This is a genomic window from Microbulbifer regidiadema (SeqCode) (genome assembly GCF_052466995.1).
This window is the reverse complement of record NZ_CP174297.1, coordinates 3,851,685-3,869,775: the sequence shown is the minus strand read 5'-3', so window position 1 is coordinate 3,869,775 and position 18,091 is coordinate 3,851,685. Positions and strand designations below refer to the sequence as shown.

At 58.5% G+C, this 18,091-nt stretch carries 13 protein-coding genes; 5 read left to right on the top strand and 8 right to left on the bottom strand.

From position 1 onward, the window contains the following. Nucleotides 1-2 precede the first annotated feature (2 nt). The 5 genes from ACJJIK_RS16825 to ACJJIK_RS16805 all read right to left on the bottom strand — a co-directional run bounded on the left by ACJJIK_RS16825 (nt 3) and on the right by ACJJIK_RS16805 (nt 5,565). On the bottom strand, nt 3-800 hold the full coding sequence (locus tag ACJJIK_RS16825) for an enoyl-CoA hydratase/isomerase family protein (protein WP_444943394.1): 798 nt from the start codon (nt 798-800) through the stop codon (nt 3-5). Nucleotides 801-872: 72 nt separating this feature from the next. Further along, entirely contained in the window at nt 873-2,480 is a 1,608-nt protein-coding gene (locus tag ACJJIK_RS16820) for a carboxyl transferase domain-containing protein (RefSeq protein WP_371838961.1), read from the bottom strand. A gap of 118 nt (nt 2,481-2,598) precedes the next feature. Then, the gene (locus tag ACJJIK_RS16815) at nt 2,599-3,768 is read right to left on the bottom strand and encodes an isovaleryl-CoA dehydrogenase (protein WP_444929435.1); all 1,170 of its coding nucleotides are present in this window, start codon (nt 3,766-3,768) and stop codon (nt 2,599-2,601) included. Between the two features lie 107 nt (nt 3,769-3,875). After that, nucleotides 3,876-4,292 carry a MerR family transcriptional regulator gene (locus tag ACJJIK_RS16810; RefSeq protein ID WP_444929434.1) on the bottom strand — a complete coding sequence of 139 codons (417 nt, stop codon included), beginning with the start codon at nt 4,290-4,292 and terminating at the stop codon, nt 3,876-3,878. A 154-nt stretch (nt 4,293-4,446) separates the two neighbouring features. Next, nucleotides 4,447-5,565, bottom strand: a complete 1,119-nt coding sequence (locus tag ACJJIK_RS16805) for a hypothetical protein (protein ID WP_444943393.1) — start codon at nt 5,563-5,565, stop codon at nt 4,447-4,449. Between the two features lie 300 nt (nt 5,566-5,865). On the opposite strand from ACJJIK_RS16805, the gene serB reads away from it, so the two are divergent. Next, nucleotides 5,866-6,975, top strand: coding sequence for a phosphoserine phosphatase SerB (gene serB / locus ACJJIK_RS16800; RefSeq protein WP_444943392.1), 1,110 nt, complete (start codon nt 5,866-5,868; stop codon nt 6,973-6,975). Between the two features lie 13 nt (nt 6,976-6,988). Here serB and ACJJIK_RS16795 read toward each other — a convergent pair whose 3' ends face one another. Together ACJJIK_RS16795 and ACJJIK_RS16790 are read right to left on the bottom strand one after the other, a co-directional pair. Then, nucleotides 6,989-7,120, bottom strand: coding sequence for a hypothetical protein (locus ACJJIK_RS16795; RefSeq protein ID WP_444929431.1), 132 nt, complete (start codon nt 7,118-7,120; stop codon nt 6,989-6,991). A 272-nt stretch (nt 7,121-7,392) separates the two neighbouring features. Beyond that, nucleotides 7,393-9,336 carry a M1 family metallopeptidase gene (locus tag ACJJIK_RS16790; protein WP_444929430.1) on the bottom strand — a complete coding sequence of 648 codons (1,944 nt, stop codon included), beginning with the start codon at nt 9,334-9,336 and terminating at the stop codon, nt 7,393-7,395. Between the two features lie 310 nt (nt 9,337-9,646). Between ACJJIK_RS16790 and ACJJIK_RS16785 the strand changes: the two genes are divergently transcribed. Continuing rightward, a complete protein-coding gene (locus ACJJIK_RS16785) occupies nt 9,647-11,308 on the top strand; it encodes an alkaline phosphatase D family protein (RefSeq protein ID WP_444943391.1) in 1,662 nt (553 codons plus the stop codon). A 69-nt stretch (nt 11,309-11,377) separates the two neighbouring features. Here ACJJIK_RS16785 and ACJJIK_RS16780 read toward each other — a convergent pair whose 3' ends face one another. Beyond that, a complete protein-coding gene (locus ACJJIK_RS16780) occupies nt 11,378-13,465 on the bottom strand; it encodes an EAL domain-containing protein (protein WP_444929428.1) in 2,088 nt (695 codons plus the stop codon). A gap of 714 nt (nt 13,466-14,179) precedes the next feature. Here ACJJIK_RS16780 and ACJJIK_RS16775 point away from each other — a divergent pair. From ACJJIK_RS16775 to ACJJIK_RS16765, 3 genes are all read left to right on the top strand, one after another. Further along, on the top strand, nt 14,180-15,493 hold the full coding sequence (locus tag ACJJIK_RS16775; protein ID WP_444929427.1) for a 3-dehydroquinate synthase II: 1,314 nt from the start codon (nt 14,180-14,182) through the stop codon (nt 15,491-15,493). Between the two features lie 65 nt (nt 15,494-15,558). Continuing rightward, complete coding sequence (locus ACJJIK_RS16770; protein WP_444943390.1) at nt 15,559-16,668, top strand: SDR family oxidoreductase; 1,110 nt, start codon at nt 15,559-15,561, stop codon at nt 16,666-16,668. A 10-nt stretch (nt 16,669-16,678) separates the two neighbouring features. Next, entirely contained in the window at nt 16,679-18,091 is a 1,413-nt protein-coding gene (locus ACJJIK_RS16765) for a hypothetical protein (RefSeq protein WP_444943389.1), read from the top strand.

The window sequence follows — 18,091 nt, the reverse complement described above, 5'->3', positions numbered from 1 at the left end:
AATTACCCTTCGCTACCATTCATCCAACTGGGCGCGCGCTTTTCCAAAAACGCACTCAACCCTTCCTGCCCTTCCGGCGATACACGCACGGCAGCGATCAGTGCGCTGGTCTGCCCTTGCAATTCATTATTAATAACCCGGTTGGACATGGACATAGCCAGTTGCTTAGCCATGGCGACTGCCTTGGGGCCATTGTCGGCAATGGCATTCACTAATTTCTGCACATGCAGGTCCAGATCAGCCTCGGCACAGACTTCGGATACCAAACCGATCTGTTCCGCGCGCTCGGCGGGGAAACGTTCCGCTGTGACAAAGTAACGACGCGCATGGCGAGTGCCGATAGCATTGATGACATAGGGACTGATGGTGGCGGGCAGCAACCCGATTTTGACTTCGGACAAACAGAAGCTGGCGCGCTCAGAGGCCACGGCCATATCGCAGCAGCTCACCAGGCCCACGGCCCCGCCAAAAGCGGCGCCCTGTACTCGCGCAATGGTGGGCGCAGGAAAAGTGTCGAGCTTGTACAGCATGGCGGCGAGCGCAGCTGCGTCGCGGCGGTTTTCCTCTTCTGAATAAGTCGCCATGCGCTTCATCCAGTTGAGGTCGGCTCCGGCAGAAAAGCTCTTGCCATTGGAGGCCAGTACCAACACACGTACAGCGGGGTTTTGCGCCAGGGTGTCAAAGGTGGTGGCCAGCTCGTGGATCAGTTCATCATCAAAAGCGTTATGGATTTCCGGCCGGTTCAGGGTGACCGTGGCCACGCCCTCGCTATCCACTTCGCACAGCAATTTATCGCTCATTGTAATTCCTCGATTGGGGCGTCTATCAAAAGCGGCACCGGAACATTTCGCTGGCGCCGCAACCACGGTTCCTTACATGCGGAACACGCCGAACTTGGTCTCTTCCGGTTCCTTGTGGCTGGCCGCCGCCAGGCACAGACCGAGCACGCGGCGGGTATCCGCCGGATCGATAACGCCGTCATCCCACAAGCGCGCGGAGGCGTAGTATGGGTGCCCCTGGTGTTCGTAGTTATCCACAATCGGCTGCTTAAACTGGCGCTCTTCCTCTTCGCTCCAGGATTCACCCCGGGCGGCCATCTGATCGCGCTTCACCTGGGCCAATACGCCAGCAGCCTGTTCCCCTCCCATAACCGAAATGCGCGCATTGGGCCACATAAACAGGAAGTTGGGATCGTAGGCGCGGCCACACATACCGTAGTTACCGGCGCCGAAAGAGCCGCCGATAAGGATGGTAATTTTGGGCACCTTGGCGGTAGCGACAGCGGTCACCATCTTGGCGCCGTGTTTAGCGATACCGCCCGCCTCGTACTGCTTGCCCACCATAAAGCCGGTGATATTTTGCAGGAAAACCAATGGAATCTTGCGCTGCGCACACAACTCAATAAAGTGCGCGCCCTTCTGCGCACTCTCCGCAAACAGGATGCCGTTATTGGCAACAATTCCCACCGGATAGCCCTGGATACGGGCAAAACCGGTTACCAGGGTGGTGCCGTACAACGCTTTAAATTCATCGAACTCAGACCCGTCCACAACCCGCGCGATAATCTCGCGCACGTCAAACGGCTGGCGCGAATCTTTGGGCACCACGCCGTAAATGTCTTCCGGTGGATAAATCGGCTCCACAGGCTTTTGGATATCCAGACCAGGATTTTTGATACGGTTCAGGCGAGCTACAGAGCGGCGCGCCAACTGCAACGCATGTACGTCGTTATTGGCGTAGTGATCGGAAACCCCGGAAGTGCGACAGTGCACCTCGGCACCGCCAAGTTCCTCAGCGGAAACTTCTTCACCGGTGGCCGCTTTCACCAGGGGCGGGCCCGCCAGGAAGATGGTGGCCTGCTCTTTCACCATAATGGATTCGTCTGCCATGGCCGGCACATAGGCTCCACCGGCGGTGCAGCTACCCATAACCACCGCGATCTGCGGAATATTCTGTGCAGAGAGATTGGCTTGGTTAAAGAAGATGCGACCGAAGTGCTCACGGTCTGGGAAAACGTCGTCCTGGCGCGGCAAATTAGCACCACCGGAATCCACCAAGTAAATGCACGGCAGATTGTTCTGCTCGGCGATGGTCTGCGCGCGCAGGTGTTTTTTTACTGTGAGGGGATAATAGGTTCCACCTTTTACAGTGGCATCGTTGGCCACTATCACACAGGGCTGACCGGAAACGGTGCCGATGCCGGTAATAATACCCGCGGCCGGAACATCCTCACCGTAAACCTCGTGAGCGGCCAGCTGGGAAAATTCCATAAAAGGGCTACCCGGATCGAGCAGCGCATCGATACGGTCCCGGGGCAATAATTTTCCTCGCGCCAGGTGTTTTTCCCGTGCGCGCTCGCCGCCGCCCTGGGCGATGGCTTCCACTTTTTCACGCAGGTCTGCCACCAGCGCCTGCATCTGCTCGCGATTTTCGCCAAAGGCGGCGTCGCGCGTATTTATTTTGCTCTGCAACTGATTCATAAAGTCTGATTCACTTTCCCGGAGAAAAGACCTCCACAGGGTGCAGCTTATCGCCGCAGTGCCCGGCTGGAGACAGCTGCCACCGACAGGTGCCGGCGGCGAGAAGAAATACCCTGCCTTAGCGGGTCTCTTTAAACAGCTCGCGACCGATCAGCATACGGCGCACTTCGGAAGTGCCCGCGCCGATTTCGTAGAGCTTGGCATCGCGCAACAGGCGACCGGTGGCGTACTCGTTGATATAGCCATTGCCGCCCAGTGTCTGGATCGCCTGCAAGGCCATCTGGGTTGCGCGCTCCGCAGTAAACAGGATTACGGCGGCGGCGTCCTTGCGCGAGTCCTCACCGCGATCACAAGCTCGCGCCACGGCGTAGAGATAGGCGCGGCTGGCATTCAGGTCGGCGTACATATCGGCGATCTTGCCCTGCATCAGCTGGAATTCACCGATGGCCTTGCCGAACTGCTTGCGCTCGTGAATATAGGGCACCACCACGTCCAGGCAGGCCTGCATAATACCGACGGGGCCGCCGGACAGAATGGTGCGCTCGTAGTCGAGCCCGCTCATCAAAACACGCACGCCGCCGTTCAGTTCACCGAGGATATTTTCTTCCGGTACTTCGCAGTCTTCGAACACCAGCTCACAGGTGTTGGAACCGCGCATACCCAGCTTGTCGAGTTTCTGCGCCTGGGAGAAGCCGGCAAAACCGCGCTCAACGATAAATGCGGTAATACCGCCGGAGCTGATGCCCGGCTCGGTGCGCGCGTAGATCACATAGGTATCGGCGTCGGGGCCGTTGGTGATCCACATTTTATTGCCGTTCAGAATAAAGCGGTCGCCGCGCTTTTCCGCACGCAGTTGCAGGCTCACCACATCGGAACCGGAGTTGGGTTCGCTCATCGCCAGTGCGCCCACGTGTTCACCGGAACACAGCTTGGGCAGGTACTTGAGCTTCTGCTCGCGGGTACCGTTTTTGCGAAGCTGGTTGACGCACAGGTTGGAGTGGGCCCCGTAGGACAGGCCCACAGAGGCGGAGGCGCGGGAGATTTCTTCCATGGCTACAGCGTGCGCCAGGTAACCCATATTGGAGCCGCCGAACTCCTCTTCCACGGTCATGCCCAGCAGGCCCAGTTCGCCGAACTTTTTCCACATATCGGCGGGGAACAGGTTGTCTTCGTCGATCTGCGCCGCGCGCGGCGCCAGCTCCGCCTGACAGAACTTGTAGACCATGTCACGGAGCATATCGATGTCTTCACCGAGGCCGAAATTCAGGGTGGGGTAGGAAGTGTTCATAACGGCTCCACTGATATTTAAAGTGTCTTTAATTCAAATAACCGCCTTGGCGGCTGTTCAATACCACAAGGGACCACTGCGCACTCGGTGCACAGTGTCGAATCTGTTCAGGCGCTGCTGTCGTCACCACTTTGCGCCAGGGACTCGCGGGCCCTGGACTCGGCTTCGTCCAGCTCTTCCATCAGGCTCTCGATATCCCGCAGCTGCTGCTGCAACTGCAAGCGCTTTTGCGCGATGCGCTCCAGCAGGCGGTGCAACTGCTCCACATTGCCGTGGGCCGGATCGTACATATCGATAATTTCGCGGCTCTCATCCAGGGAGAATCCCAGCCGCTTACCGCGCAGGATCAGCTTCAGGCGCACTCGCTCTTCGGGGCTGTAGACCCGAGTCTGGCCGCGCCGCTCCGGCTTGAGCAGGCCCTTGTCCTCATAGAAACGGATGGCGCGGGTGGTGATATCAAACTCCCGCGCCAGCTGGGAAATGCTGTAACTATGGGGCTCCGGTTGACTGGCTTCTGCTTTCATAACGACGTCCTCAAGATGGCCTCAAGCCTAGCAAGAGTTTACGTTAACGTAAACGTAAAGCAGACGCCAAATAGGGACCCTGGATCATTTTCAGTCACTTAAATTGAGAACTGCTCTGCAAGCCTGAGGCATCCCGGAGTTGTTCAGGTTCTCCTTAACCCACCGGGGTTCTGTGGGGAGTGGCCTCAGCGCCGAGCAGCTGTTGCAACTGATTGTTGAGAAGTTTTTGGTAGGAAGGGCTCAGGCCGGTCACTTCCAGTGCCCAGCCGGCACCATGGTGTTCGATACGCCCCATCAGGGAACTGTCTTCCAGCAGCTCCGGGTGTAAAAACAGGCCGCGAGATTGATTGAGCAGCTGATCGGCGCAGAAATCCGGGTTCTGCGGCTGGGATGGAACCACCGCCAGAGCCAGCTTCAAACCAGTAGTACGGCTGACGCTCTGCATCTCCCGCAGCAGTAAACCGCAGCACACTGCGCGAAAAGCCGCATCGGTACCGGAAAAATCCAGGCCAACTTGCGGCCCCGGGCAATTCAGCGGGCTGGCACCGTAGATACGCTGCAACCGGCGCATGCGCCCATCCAGCTGCCGCTGCAACCCCTCCAGGGCACTGCGGCTCAGTTGATTGCCCAGTTGCGTCCAATTGAGGGGGCGCAAATAGAGCCCGACACTGGACTCGACAATCTCGGTATCGGTGTCCGCTTCATCCGATTCCGGTGCCTGTGCCGGCAGTTTCTGTCCCCTGGACAAACTGCCGCTGAGCAGGGCCGCAGCCGCACTAAACGGCAGGGCAAAAACCAGGGTCAGCAACAGGCTGGCCCAGGGAAAGGTAATGGCGTTTCCGGGCACAAATGCCACGGTGATATTGCCGGCGATACTATCGTGTAGAACCACGGGCTCGGTAATCGTCTCGCCCCCTTTCAGGTCCCCCACTTCGGCCAGGGAATTCGATTCCACATCCTCAATTAAAATGCCGGCAACCATGGGTAACTCCAGCAGCTGGCGGGCGATCAACTGCAAACTGATGCGGTCCCCGCTCACAATACTCTCCAGGCTCTGCCCGGCGAGGATAGTCGCCGCAGCCTTTGCCGCAACTCTGTCCCGCTCTATGGCAGCGCTGTGCTGCTGACCATAAAAATGCCCCAGCGCCGCCGCACAGAATATTGCCAGTGTGCCCCAGATAGTTACAGCCAATAAACGCTGGCGGGCGCGCTTGGACAGCTGGGTAAGCTGAGCCGGTATATTGCGAAAAGTAGATACAATGGAAGCTGACATAAACTGAGGCAGATATTTTGTGTATTGTTTTTTTACGCTTGCCCCAGCTATTTCGGAGCAGCGAGTATTTTAGCGGCAGGCACCAAAGTTGTGCACCGCCAATTAACTCCTGAGCGATTGGTAAAGCAGTCAGCGAAATAGTTCAACCGAACCCAACCAATTCGAAAAAAAATCTTATCCCCCGGCCCTATTAAAAAAACGATAAGCGGCCGACATTGAAATTAAGCCTCGGCAATTTTAGCGAAGAATCTCACAAGAGCTATAATGCGCCGAACATTTTATACAAACGGGACAGCGCTTATGGGTGATCGAATAAATTCACAAGAATTCCACCTCTCCCTGGAACAGATTGCCCAGGCTTCGGGCAGCGGCACGGTGCGCTATCTGAACTACCGCGATGGGATCGCCCGAATCGGGCTGGAATATTCTGGCACAGCCCCCTTCCCCGCTGAAAGTACCGACTTTACCCCAGCCCCCGAAGCACCGGATACACTTGAAGCCATCTGGTGTGTCACCCTACTGAGCCGCTCGGTCTCCCTATCCCAACTGCAATACCTCCTGCAATTTTTTCACGAACAGCAGTGGAGCCTCTTCGCCGCCGATACTTTAGCCCAGAGACACGATCGCACCGTTATTCGCTGCCAAATTGATGGGGATCTCGATTTCGACAGCGCGCGCCTGGCCTGCCTGGGGGTGGCCGATGAACTGGGGGTAGACCTGACCATCCAGGCCTCTGTTACCCAGAGGGTGCCGAAGCTGGCCGGCTTCGATATGGACTCAACCCTGATCGATGCAGAGGTGATTGACGAGCTGGCCAAAATTACCGGTATCGGGGAGCAAGTCGCCGCGATTACCGGCGCCGCCATGGCCGGCAATATCGACTTTTGCGAGAGTTTCAAACGGCGCATGGCCCTGCTGAAAGGTTTTTCCGAGCAGCGCCTGGCGGAAATTGCCGGAGAATTGCCGTTAAAAGAGGGCGCCTATGAGTTATTGAGCGCGCTGCGCGCCCTGGGCTGCAAAACGGCACTGCTGTCCGGCGGCTTTACCTACTTCGCCGAATTTCTACAGCGCGAGCGCCTGCCCCTGGATTACACCCACGCCAACGAGCTGACATTTGCCGAGGGTGCCCTCACCGGTGAAGTGGTGGAGCCCATTGTCGATGGCGAGCGCAAACGCAAGTTACTACAGGAAATCGCCGGGGAGTTAGGACTGGGGTTGGAGCGCGTGGTGGCCATGGGAGACGGCGCCAACGATATTCCCATGTTGAATTTGGGCGAGCTGGGTATCGCGATTCACCCCAAGCCCAAGGTGAGACTACAGGCGCCCCAGGCCATCAATCTATTTGGACTGGATGCCGCCCTCTACCTGTTTGGACTCAACGATCGGCAAATCGCTAAGCTCGGGGTATAACCCGACTTAGCATTTACAGCATCGCGTGAGGAAAAGGAAAGCTCGGCCGCTTGTTGTTATCCGAGCAGGCGTTGGGGCCGGATTTCTGCCCACAGCTGGCAATAAAAAGTCCCAGGACAACCAATAGTAAAGCCCGTTTATACATAGGTGCCTCCTTTCCTGAGTAAAATCTCTGGGGCAGGAGAGTACGCAAAGGCAATCCGTTTGAACAGTCGTTTAATGATTTTAATGCCAAAAAACTGCGCTATTAACAACGCTACCGTACCAGTTCGCTGAGCGATAAAAACAAGCGAAAAAAATGCGCGACGAGGCAAACTTTAGTATTCGCCAGAGTACAGGGGAGAGAAAAACGAAAAGGGACACTGCCGCAATCCATGCATAGCGCAGGGGAATTGCGGCAGCGGGATAAAATAGCGATTAGCCCGCTTTTTTACCGTAGATCACCAGGCTGTTCACTTTCACGCTCAGCGGGTGATAGCCCACCTTGGCGCGCTCAAAAATACGTGCCGCCACGTCTTTTTTACCGGTCTCAACCATATTGCGGTACAGCGGGCGCAGGAACTTGTTGCGGCCGATGCTGGTGAGGAAGTGCTCCAGGCGCTCGAAGGCCGGCTCGTAGTCGTTGCGCACAGCGATCATCAGCCAGCTGAAAGCCACTTCGTTGTTGCGGGATTGGGTCAGGCCAAAGGCGCTGTCCAGTTCCTGCAACTGCGCTTCGCTCAGTTTCTCCGGCATACCGTCGAGGAAGTATTTCCACTGGTGGAAGGTCCAGCCCCGGGTATCGATATCCTTCGCCGCCAGCTCGCCGCCCAGCCACTGCTGGCGCACCGGGTCCAGCTTGCTGAAGGCATCGGACTGCGGATGCGGCGCACCCTCGGGGATACCCGGCTCGAAAATCCACTGCTGAATGCGCTCGCGATCCAGTTTATCGGCGTGCTCCAGCAGCAGGGTCTTGTCCAGGTACTTGACGAAGTCCTCGGTGGTGATGCTCTGGAAGGAGAAGTGGTTGAAGTACTCCATCAGGAAGCGGTCGAACGCCTCGCGGCCCACTTTTTGCTCCAGCTCGTACAGGAACAGGGAGCCCTTCTCGTAGGGGATATTGGAGAAGACTTCATCGGGATCGCGACCGCGCAGGTCGATGGCCATAATCTCATCGCGGGGCTCTTTATCGGCCAGGTCCGCTTGCAGATCGTCATAGCCCAGGGCCATTTCCATCTGGTAGCGCTCGTCACCGTAGACAAACTGCATAATGCGGTTGGTCAGGTAGGTGGTGAAACCTTCGTTCAGCCACAGGTCGCGCCAGCTGGCGTTGGTCACCAGGTTGCCGGACCAGGAGTGCGCCAGTTCGTGGGCGATCAGGGCCACCAGGCTCTTGTCGCCGGCAATCACCGTCGGGGTGATAAAGCTCAGGCGCGGGTTTTCCATACCGCCGAAGGGGAAGCTGGGCGGCAGGATCAGCAGGTCGTAGCGGTCCCAGTGGTAGGGACCGTAGGCCTTCTCGGTCACTTCCAGCATGGATTCGGTATCGGCAAACTCCGCCGCCGCAGATTCCAGCATTGAGGGCTCGGCGTAGACACCGGTGCGCTCGCCCATGGGCTTAAATTGCAGGTCGCCAACCGCCAGGGCGATCAGGTAGGAGGGAATGCGCTGGGGCATTTCAAACTCGTAGACGCCATCTTTGGCCGCCTGCGGGTCGTTGTTGGCACTCATCACCGCGCGCAGTTCTTTCGGGGTGCGCACGGTGGCGTTGTAAGTGATACGAACTTTGGGGGAGTCCTGTAGCGGAATAAAGCTGCGCGCGTGGATCGCCTGGGCCTGGGTAAACAGGAACGGGTGCTTCTTGCCCGCAGTCTGCTGCGGCTCCAGCCACTGCACACCCGAGGCGCCCGGCGCTGTGCGGTAGCGGATAGTGATGCTGTCGGCATCTTCCGGCAGCTCAATATTCAGCGGGGTGCCCAGGTGGCCGTCCTGCTCTCCCATGGAGAATTTTACCGGCGCGCCATTGGCGGAGACAGAGACCACTTCCAGCTCGCGGGTATCGAGCACCATCGGCAGGTTCTTGTCGTTGAGGCGCTTGAAGTCCAGCTGGGCTTCACCTTCCAGAACCTTGCGGGAGAAGTCGACAGTCAGGTCCAGGTCCAGGTGTTGTACCTGGTAGTCATTGCTGTTGGCGAAAGAGTGGTAGTCCACACCGGACTGCGGCGCCTTATCGACACCGGGCTTCTTTTCCATCACAGCGGACGCCTTCAGCGGCGCGCTGGCACTGTCTAATTCGGCCTTGGAAGGCTCCGACTTGGAACAGCCTCCGGCAACGGCAAGGCCGCCGACGATCAGACTGGTACACAGTAAACGGGGCAACATGGGTCTACTCCCTGAGTTCAGCTTGTCAATTTGCGCCACAGGATACCCGACCACGCGCCGATGAGAAACGACAGAGGCCTGCGCGCCCGTCGCCCACCGGCGCGCCAATCCCCCACAGCACCCCGAGCTACCGACGGTCATGCCGCGTTTTGTCAATAAACCAGATTAATGTCTCAGTTTCGGCGCCTTGGGGCGAATTTCATGACTAATAGCGGTACAGGCAGAAAAATTATGACCGAGAATTAACACGTCGTTCACCTTCCAGATTCAGACTGCGGGTCCTTTATAACAAGCACATAAGGAGAACCCCATGTCTCTGTCCCGGAGGCGGTTTCTACAATTTTCCGGCGCCAGCCTGGCCGCCCTACCCCTTTTGAAGGCCTACGGCTCCGGCCAGGAGCCCTTCCAGCACGGCGTGGCCAGCGGTGACCCCCTGGCCGACCGCGTGATTCTCTGGACCCGCATCACCCCGTCCGCCGACCCGGAATTCCAGTCTATGCTGCACTACACTTGGCAGATCGCCCTGGACCCGGAAATGGCCATGGTGGTCAACAGCGGCAGTGGCATCACCGGGCCGGAGGTGGACTACACCATCAAAGTGGATGCCGGCGGCCTGCAAGCGGGCACCAGCTACTACTACCGCTTCTACTCCAACGGCATCGACTCGCCGGTAGGCCGCACCCGCACCCTGCCCAGCGGCCATGTGGACAGGCTGCGCTTTGCCGTGACCAGCTGCTCCAACTACCCCATGGGTTACTTCAACGTCTACCGGGAGATCGCCCTGCGCGCAGACCTGGATGTGGTGCTGCACCTGGGCGACTATATCTACGAATACGGCCCCGGTGGCTACGGCACCGACACCGGCCTCGGCCGCGAGCCAATCCCCGCCAAGGAAATGGTGGATATCCAGGATTACCGCCAGCGCTACGCCCAGTACCGCTCCGATCCGGATTTGCAGGAGGTACACCGCCAGCACCCGTTTATCTGTGTCTGGGACGACCATGAAACCACGAATAATGCCTGGGCCGGCGGCGCCGAGAACCACAATATCGAAGAGGGTGAGGGCGACTGGTTTGTGCGCCGCTCGGTGGCCAACCAGGCCTACTTCGAGTGGATGCCGATCCGCGATAACGGCCTCTTCGACCTGTTTGGCGACAGGGCCATCTACCGCAGCTTCCGCTTCGGCAACCTGATGGACCTGATGATGCTGGATACCCGCATCGCCGCGCGCTCCGAGCAGGCCAACTGGTTCGATCAGCAGAGCGCCGATGACCCGGAGCGCAGTATTCTCGGTGCCGAGCAGGAGCAGTGGCTGCACAGCAGCCTGACCCAGTCCCAAGCGGACGGCGTGCGCTGGCGGGTGCTGGGGCAACAGGTGATGATGGCGCAGCTCAGCCTGGCGCGGGATTTATCCGTGAATATGGATCAGTGGGATGGCTACACCGCCTCCCGCGAGCGCCTGTTCGACCATATTGCCGACAATAATATCGACAACTTCGTGGTACTCACCGGAGATATCCACAGCTCCTGGGCCTGGGACCTGGCCAGCAATCCGTTCAGTATTTTGAAATACGGCCGCCTCACCGGTCGCGGCGCCCTCGGTGGCGAATTTATTACCCCCGGGGTCACCTCCAGCTTCCTGGACAAATCCCATCTGAGTGATATCGCCTCCATCGCCATGGATGGATTGATACCGCACCTCAAGTGGGTGGAGATCACCCAGCGCGGCTACCTGCTAATGGATGTTTCCCACTCTCGCGCCAAGGCCCACTGGTATCACGTGGATACAGTCACCAGCCAGAATTACAACGCCAGTCTGGCGCGGATCTACCAGCAGGAAGCGGGGCAGAATCATATCCAGCGCGCCTGGACCGAGAGCACGGCCGGGGAGATTGTCCCAGCCCCGGCACCGCAGTACGGCGCCCTGGCGCGCAATACCATTGCCGCCCTGCGCAGCCGCTACCACGTCTGATTTATCGGCATTAAAAAACCGCGCGATCGGCAGAGATGGCGCGGTTTTTTAAACACTGGCGCAGAGGAGTTATTCGAGACTGAAGTCGAAGTTCATCTCTTCCGCCGGAGCCTGCACATAGTAGCCCTGAATATAGTCGGTGCCGGTCTGCCACAGGGTCGGCAGCATGCTGGCCTGCTCGATATGGGGCACTATCACCTTGGTATTCGCCTCGCCCAGGCGCTGTACCAGCCCCGCCAGGGAGTCACTGCTCTCACCCTCGTCCTGGACCTCGCGCACAAAGGAGGGGTCAATCTTGGCGATATCCACCTTCACATGCTCCAGCGCCTTGAACGGATTGAGGCCGGTGCCGAAGTGACACACGGAGACCCGGCAGCCCAGTTGCTGCACCTGGGTGGTGAAGTCCCGGGCCGCGTGCAGGTTGCTGTTGATATCCTCCTGGCGCAGCTGGAAGATCACCGTCCCCGGCGCCACCTTGGCCGCCTTAAACGCCACCCCCAGCCAACCGGGCAAGCTGCTGTCCACCAGGGAGGCGGAGGTAATATGCAGCATCAGGGTAATATTCTTGCCCTCAGCCCGAGCCGCCGCTGCGGCCTTGATCGCGGTAATAATTACCCAGCGGTCCATTTTCGCCGACAGGCCCGCATCGCCGAGTTCTTGCAGGAAGGCCAGCGGCGCCAGTTCTTCCCTGTCGTCGAGCATGCGCACCAGCACTTCGTACAACTGCTCGCCGGTCCCCTGCAAGCTGAGGATCGGCTGGTACAGCAGTTTCAGGCTGCCGGCTTCCAGGGCCTGAACCACGCGGGCGCGGTGGTAGGTATCGGCATCGGCACCGCCGTCGGTGTCCGGTTCGTAAAGGGCAAAATTGCCGCCTTTCTTATCCGCTCCCAGGGCCTGCTTGTGCGCCGATAGCGCCTGATCCAACACCTGCTGCGCACCGCTGGAGGCCTCACTCATCAGAGACATACCGATAGAGGCGGTAATTTGCAGAGTTTTGCCATCCGCATCGAAGATGGTATCGGAAACCTTTTTCAGAATATCGCGGGCGCGCTGCTCAATGCTGTCCGGGGTGGTATTGGGGCTGAGCAGGCAGAAGGCGTCCTCGCTGTATCGCGCCAGGGTATCGCCACTGCGCTGGCAGGACTTGAGCAGTTCCGCCAATGCTTTTTGCAGGGCGTCGGCGCCGGCCACCCCCACAGCTTTCAACACCTCATCTTCAAAGCGGTCCACCTCGATCAGCATCAGACCACCGGTATTGTGGGAATCTGCGGCGGATTTGATACAGGAATCCAAAACCTGAAGGAAGTGCTGGCGATTGAACAGCCCGGTCAGCGGGTCGCGGTTTTTAATATCGCTGAGCTGTGCCTCCAACTGCTCCGTATCGCCTCTGCGGGAGGCGATACGCACCTGTAGACAGCGCTCATCGTCGTAAGTGGTGCTAAGCACTTCTGCTCGGGTGGGCAGGGACTCGCCGGAGGCGGTCTTGGCGGTAAACTGCCACTCCTTCGCCTCCAGCTCGTTATTGTCGATCGCGCAGCTTTTCAGAAACTCGCGCCCCGCCTCCTGTTCACTTTCCGCCAGCATATCGATCAGCGGCTGATATTCGATATCCTCGCCGGAGTCGTAGCCAAAGCGCTCGGCCAGAGAATCATTGGCGTAGACGATCAGGCCATCAGAGATATAAGCGATAGCATCTTTGGAACTATCGAGCAGCTCTTTGGCGCGCTGCAAAGTGGCGTGATAGCGGCGATCGTGCAGGCGCGCCTGGCGGCGGTTGGCCAGCGCCGCCAGCTCCCGCTGTATCACAAAGAGCAGGTGTTGGTCCTCATCCACCACCACCACATCGCGGGCCCCGAGCTTCAGCCCCTCCACCACCGGTTGGGCACCGCTGCGCTCGGTCAACATAATGACCGGGACATCCTTTTGCAGTTTGCTAATGGTGCGCAGTGCCACTGCGGGGGACACCTGGGTGCTGCTCTCGGCAGCAATCGCCAAATCCCAGGTTTTATCCTGTAGCAGGCGGTTAAATGCTGCCTCGCTGGCGACATGCTGTGCTCGGTTGGGACGGCCTGCGTTGTGCAGCATACTCACAAGGCGCTGGGCTTCCGATGGGGTATCGTGAATCAGGAGAAGTCGTATTGTGTCGTTGCTACTCATTATTTGCTCTATTTTTAAATGGCGGCACACAGCTACCGCTGGCGGTAATTTTAGGGGGCCTAGAGGCTGGCATACAAGAGTAGATCAAACTGGCACCTGTGACCTAAATCACACAAAACGCCCAGTTAAAAGAGTCCACTTTTCTGCGCCCCCGCTCCGCTGACCGCTATTCAAATTTTTACGGCGTAATTACCTGCCCTTGGGATGGCCTGCCTGGGAAACCGATCGAGCGGGTAAATATATCGAGCATAGAGATAGAGCCGTTAGCATAGATCAATTTGCTGGGAGTTTACTTCTCCAACCCTGCGCTTTCCCCCGCCAGCCGGCTCGCTGCGCTGGGGAAATAAACATGCTCCGCCTCATTTCCCCGCGACTTCCGCTAATAGCCATTCCAGAGCTGCGAAAACCATCGTCATACATACAGCTCCATTTAAATTCTGAGACGGTTAATTAAATACGCCTTGTAGTGATAAAAAACTCAATTAGCACGCCAGTAAAAAGTGTTAACAGAGGCGCCAAGCAACCGCACCTAACAGTTTTGCTAGGTGACGCTCCCCACCCTCGAACTTAGTCTAACCGCCGGTATTTATGGCCGCTGGCCAGATGCAGGGAAGCCATTACTGGGGAATCCCCAGTGATCCGACTCACTTATCGAGCCGCCCCCGATTCCCTCAGCCAGCTCCACAGATTTTCAAACGTCACCAGGAAACCGACATGGAACAAGTTGAGAGCAAACGCCCTGCTACCCCGAAAAAAAACCGCAAAGCGACACAGGAAAAAGCTTCCCCATCCAGGCGCGAGCCCACCACACCGCTGGAGCCAGTACCGCCCGCCAACACCGCTCTTTTTCCCGCAACCACCGAAGTGCGCGACAGTCGCGAGCATGTACTCTGGTATGACTCCAATGTTCTCAAAACACTGGATGAGGAAACCCGCAAGGCGATTACCCAGCGTCTCGGCCAGGGGCGTTACAACGGTATTGTCCTCTACGCCGATAATTTTGATCTTTTAAACGAAGCCGCCTCCCCCAGATTACAGCGGGTCGTGCATTTGGAGGATATGGGCGAGTGGGAAAAATTTGCCCAGCGGTTGCAAGACAGCGCCGAGCAGGGAAAACCCGCAATCGTATCCAGCTACGAAGCCCAGGTACTGAGTGCCGCGAGCGAAACCGGCCTGCGCACCAGCCTGCGTATTCACGTAGACAATGCCGAGAGCCTGCACACCTCTTTCCACCAGGGCATGCACTACGACCATCTGATGGTGTCCTTCAAAGACCCCACCAATATCCCGCTGGAACTGGTCATTGCCGAACTGCACAAGACCAACACAGTACTGCTCAAAGAGGTGCACCAGGATGTAGACGATGCCGTCATCGCACTCGGCGTCCTCGAGCTTGGCAGTGACGGGGTCCTCGCCTCTTTCACCTCCATGGAACAGTTCGACCGTTTCGCCAACAAAATGGATGCGCAGACCTCGCCGAAAATAGATATCGAAGTGGGCGTTATTGACCGCATCACTCACCTGGGCCTGGGCTATCGAGCCTGTATCGACACCACCCATATGTTCAACCCGGATGAGGGCATCCTGGTGGGATCGACCTCAACTGGCGGCATTCTCTGCTGCCCGGAGGTGTTCCACCTGCCGTATATGGAACTGCGTCCATTCCGTATCAACGCCGCCTCGGTACACAGCTATGTATTCCAAAGCAATGATCGCACCAGTTATATCAGCGAACTGCGCGCCGGCAGCCAACTGACCACAGTCAACGCCAAAGGGGAAACCCGCCAGGTTTACGTGGGGCGCACCAAAACAGAAATTCGCCCGCTGCTCCTGATTGAGGCCACCTTCCCGCAAAACCGCAAGGTGAACATCATCATGCAGGACGACTGGCATGTGCGCGTGTTCTCCGACAAGGCAACCCCGCTGAATGTCACCGAACTCAAGCCCGGCGATCGCGTACTGGGCTTCGGCACCGAACCCGGCCGCCACGTCGGTGTGAAAGTCGACGAACACATTATCGAACTCTGATTCCCCGCCCGGAGGCGCGCTGCGCCTCCGCCAAATCACCGACCGGATATACAAGGAGAGTGAAAGTGCACCAGGTACTCATCACCGGCGCAACCGGCTTTGTCGGCAGCGCACTGGCGGCAAACCTTTTAGCTCGCGGGGTTAAAGTCATCGCCCTATCCCGCAATGATCCAGACAGCATTCGCACAATCAATGCCGTACTCACCGCTGCACACGGCTGCCAGTTGGATGTGAGCGGCGCAGTTGAGAACCACCTGACAGTGATCGATACGGATTTCAGTGCGCTGGAAAATATTCTCACCGCAACCGATCTCAGTGGTGTGACCGAGGTGTGGCATGTAGCGGCGGAGATGAGCTACTCCCCCCATAAGCTGGAAAGCGCTATTAACACCAATGTGGGCAATACCGCGCGGCTCTACCAGACCGTTCAGCAACAGGCGCCCAAGTGCCGGCGCTTCTATTACGTCTCCACCGCCTATGTCGCGGGTATGGCCGGCGGTGAAGTGAAGGAAGAGCTGCACCCCTTCAGCCAGATGGTAAATACCTACCAGACCACCAAGTGGAGCGCGGAGCACTCCCTACACCTGCTGTCGCGGCGCAACCGCCTGCCGATCACGATCTTCCGCCCCAGCGTAGTCGTGGGGCACCGCCATACCCACTGGGTACACCGTAACGGCTTTGGTTTTTACATGTTCCAGGACGCCATGTTGGCCGTGGCCGGCGCGGGCAATTGCGATCTCGCCGTCGACCTGCTGCCAGAGCCGCGTCTGGACCTGGTTTCCGTGGACCAGCTGTGCGCCGACGCCTGTTCACTAACCCTGCGCAGCGCAGATTCCGGAGAGTTCGAGGTATTCCACTGCTCCGGTGGCGTTGCAGTGCCGGCAGAACAAATGGTGCAGATTTGGGCGGATGTCGCCGGAGTGAAGGCCCACCTGGGCAACCCCAGCACCTCGATCGAACAAAAATTTGATCGGGCCGTAAGGCTCAACCAGCGCTTTATGCGCATCGAGTGGCACTTCGACCGCTCCCGTCTGGATGCCGTTACCGGGCGCACTGAACCCGTTAAACCCCTATCTGCGCAAGAGGTCTGGGCGCTGTGCGCCTGGTATGCCGAAAAACCCACAGCCACCCAAACCAGTGCGGCCGAGAAGGCTGAAACTGCCGAAGTGATCTGAGGAGCTGGCCATGGACAGTTTCACCGCCTCGACAACCGCCGCCGAAGTCACCGCCACGGCCCCCCAGCCCATCGATGCCATGGCCGAGTTCTTTGTTCACTTGGGTGAGCTGGCCAACGTCAACACCAACCAGATCCTGATCGTCAGCGGGCAAATCCAGCCACAATTACTGGAGCAGAGTGTGCAGCGTGCGGCGGGGCAGATACCGCTGCTGCGCACCCGCCCCAAAGGCCAGCAGCTGCACGAAGTAGATACCGGCGCCCATCAATGGGTGCACTACCTGGAGTATGTGGGTGCCTGCGACTTCAACGATCCCGATTTCCGCCAGCTGCTGATGGATTTCAGCTCGGCGCACCGCCTGCAGTGGCGCGATCGCCCGCCCCTCCAGGTCTTACTGGTCAATGGCGGCAAGGGGCACAACTCCTGCGTCTACCTGAGCAGCCATCACGGCGTCGCCGACGCCCGCAGTGACTGTCTGCTGCTGCGCGCGATCATCGACCACTACGCCCATATCAGCGGTGTGCCCGGTGCGCTTGCCCCCAGTCAGGCGCTGCCCTTCACACCGCTGCCGGAAATTCGCCCGGACTGGTTCCGCCCCCTAAAGCGCGGCTATCGCTGGCTGCAAGCATTTGCCAGTGTGGGGCTCGACCTGATGCGCAACGACAGCGGCATGCCGGTAAAACTGCGCGGACAGCGCTGGGAGACTGCGGACACTCACCGGGAAATCGGCCAACTGGATTTTTTCCAGAGCCTGATGCCCAGAGCCCTGGAAGAGCGCCTGGCCAACACAGCCAAGTCCAATGGAGTCACCATAAACACCCTGCTGTGCAGCGCCCTGGCGCGACTGATGGAAACTTCAGGTCGGCACAGGTCCGGCTATTTGCGCATGACCTGTGCGGTGAGCCTGCGCCGGCTGATAGACCCCCGCTACGACCACAGCTTTCGCAACTATCTAATCCCCACCGGGATTCGCCTGCGCACCGGCCTGAGCACCCCGCTCCTACTGGAAAACATGCACAGCGCCATGGCTAAGGCGCGGGGCAGTGGCCGGGTCAGCACTGAAATCGCGAGGCTGGAAACCCTGCTGCCGATACTGCGACTGCGCCCCCTGCACGGCTTGGCGCGGCGCCTGCTGAATCGGGCCCTCGGCACCAATGCCTGTTACTCCAACCCGGGGCGGATCGAAGAGGACTTTTCTCACTTTGGTTCCGAGCAACACAAAACCCAGAGCTATGTGGGCTTCGGCTGCCTAGTGCCGCCCTACGACTTCATTCTCTATACCCCCACCGTCAACGGCCGGATGCAATTGGATCTGGTTTATCGCCGCTCGGCATTTGCCGATATCCACGCAGAATTCGCAGCCCCCTTCCTCGGTGAGTTGCGCAAGCTGCTGGACGAGCTGTCCCCCACTCACCGGAGTTGA

Excerpts from the sequence above, each read along its gene's own strand:
- ACJJIK_RS16825 (WP_444943394.1), bottom strand. The coding sequence starts at position 800 with ATGAGCGATAAATTGCTGTGCGAAGTGGATAGCGAGGGCGTGGCCACG.
- ACJJIK_RS16765 (WP_444943389.1), top strand. The coding sequence starts at position 16,679 with ATGGACAGTTTCACCGCCTCGACAACCGCCGCCGAAGTCACCGCCACG.
- ACJJIK_RS16810 (WP_444929434.1), bottom strand. The coding sequence starts at position 4,292 with ATGAAAGCAGAAGCCAGTCAACCGGAGCCCCATAGTTACAGCATTTCC.
- ACJJIK_RS16775 (WP_444929427.1), top strand. The coding sequence starts at position 14,180 with ATGGAACAAGTTGAGAGCAAACGCCCTGCTACCCCGAAAAAAAACCGC.
- serB (WP_444943392.1), top strand. The coding sequence starts at position 5,866 with ATGGGTGATCGAATAAATTCACAAGAATTCCACCTCTCCCTGGAACAG.
- ACJJIK_RS16790 (WP_444929430.1), bottom strand. The coding sequence starts at position 9,336 with ATGTTGCCCCGTTTACTGTGTACCAGTCTGATCGTCGGCGGCCTTGCC.
- ACJJIK_RS16820 (WP_371838961.1), bottom strand. The coding sequence starts at position 2,480 with ATGAATCAGTTGCAGAGCAAAATAAATACGCGCGACGCCGCCTTTGGC.
- ACJJIK_RS16815 (WP_444929435.1), bottom strand. The coding sequence starts at position 3,768 with ATGAACACTTCCTACCCCACCCTGAATTTCGGCCTCGGTGAAGACATC.
- ACJJIK_RS16805 (WP_444943393.1), bottom strand. The coding sequence starts at position 5,565 with ATGTCAGCTTCCATTGTATCTACTTTTCGCAATATACCGGCTCAGCTT.
- ACJJIK_RS16795 (WP_444929431.1), bottom strand. The coding sequence starts at position 7,120 with ATGTATAAACGGGCTTTACTATTGGTTGTCCTGGGACTTTTTATTGCC.
- ACJJIK_RS16785 (WP_444943391.1), top strand. The coding sequence starts at position 9,647 with ATGTCTCTGTCCCGGAGGCGGTTTCTACAATTTTCCGGCGCCAGCCTG.
- ACJJIK_RS16780 (WP_444929428.1), bottom strand. The coding sequence starts at position 13,465 with ATGAGTAGCAACGACACAATACGACTTCTCCTGATTCACGATACCCCA.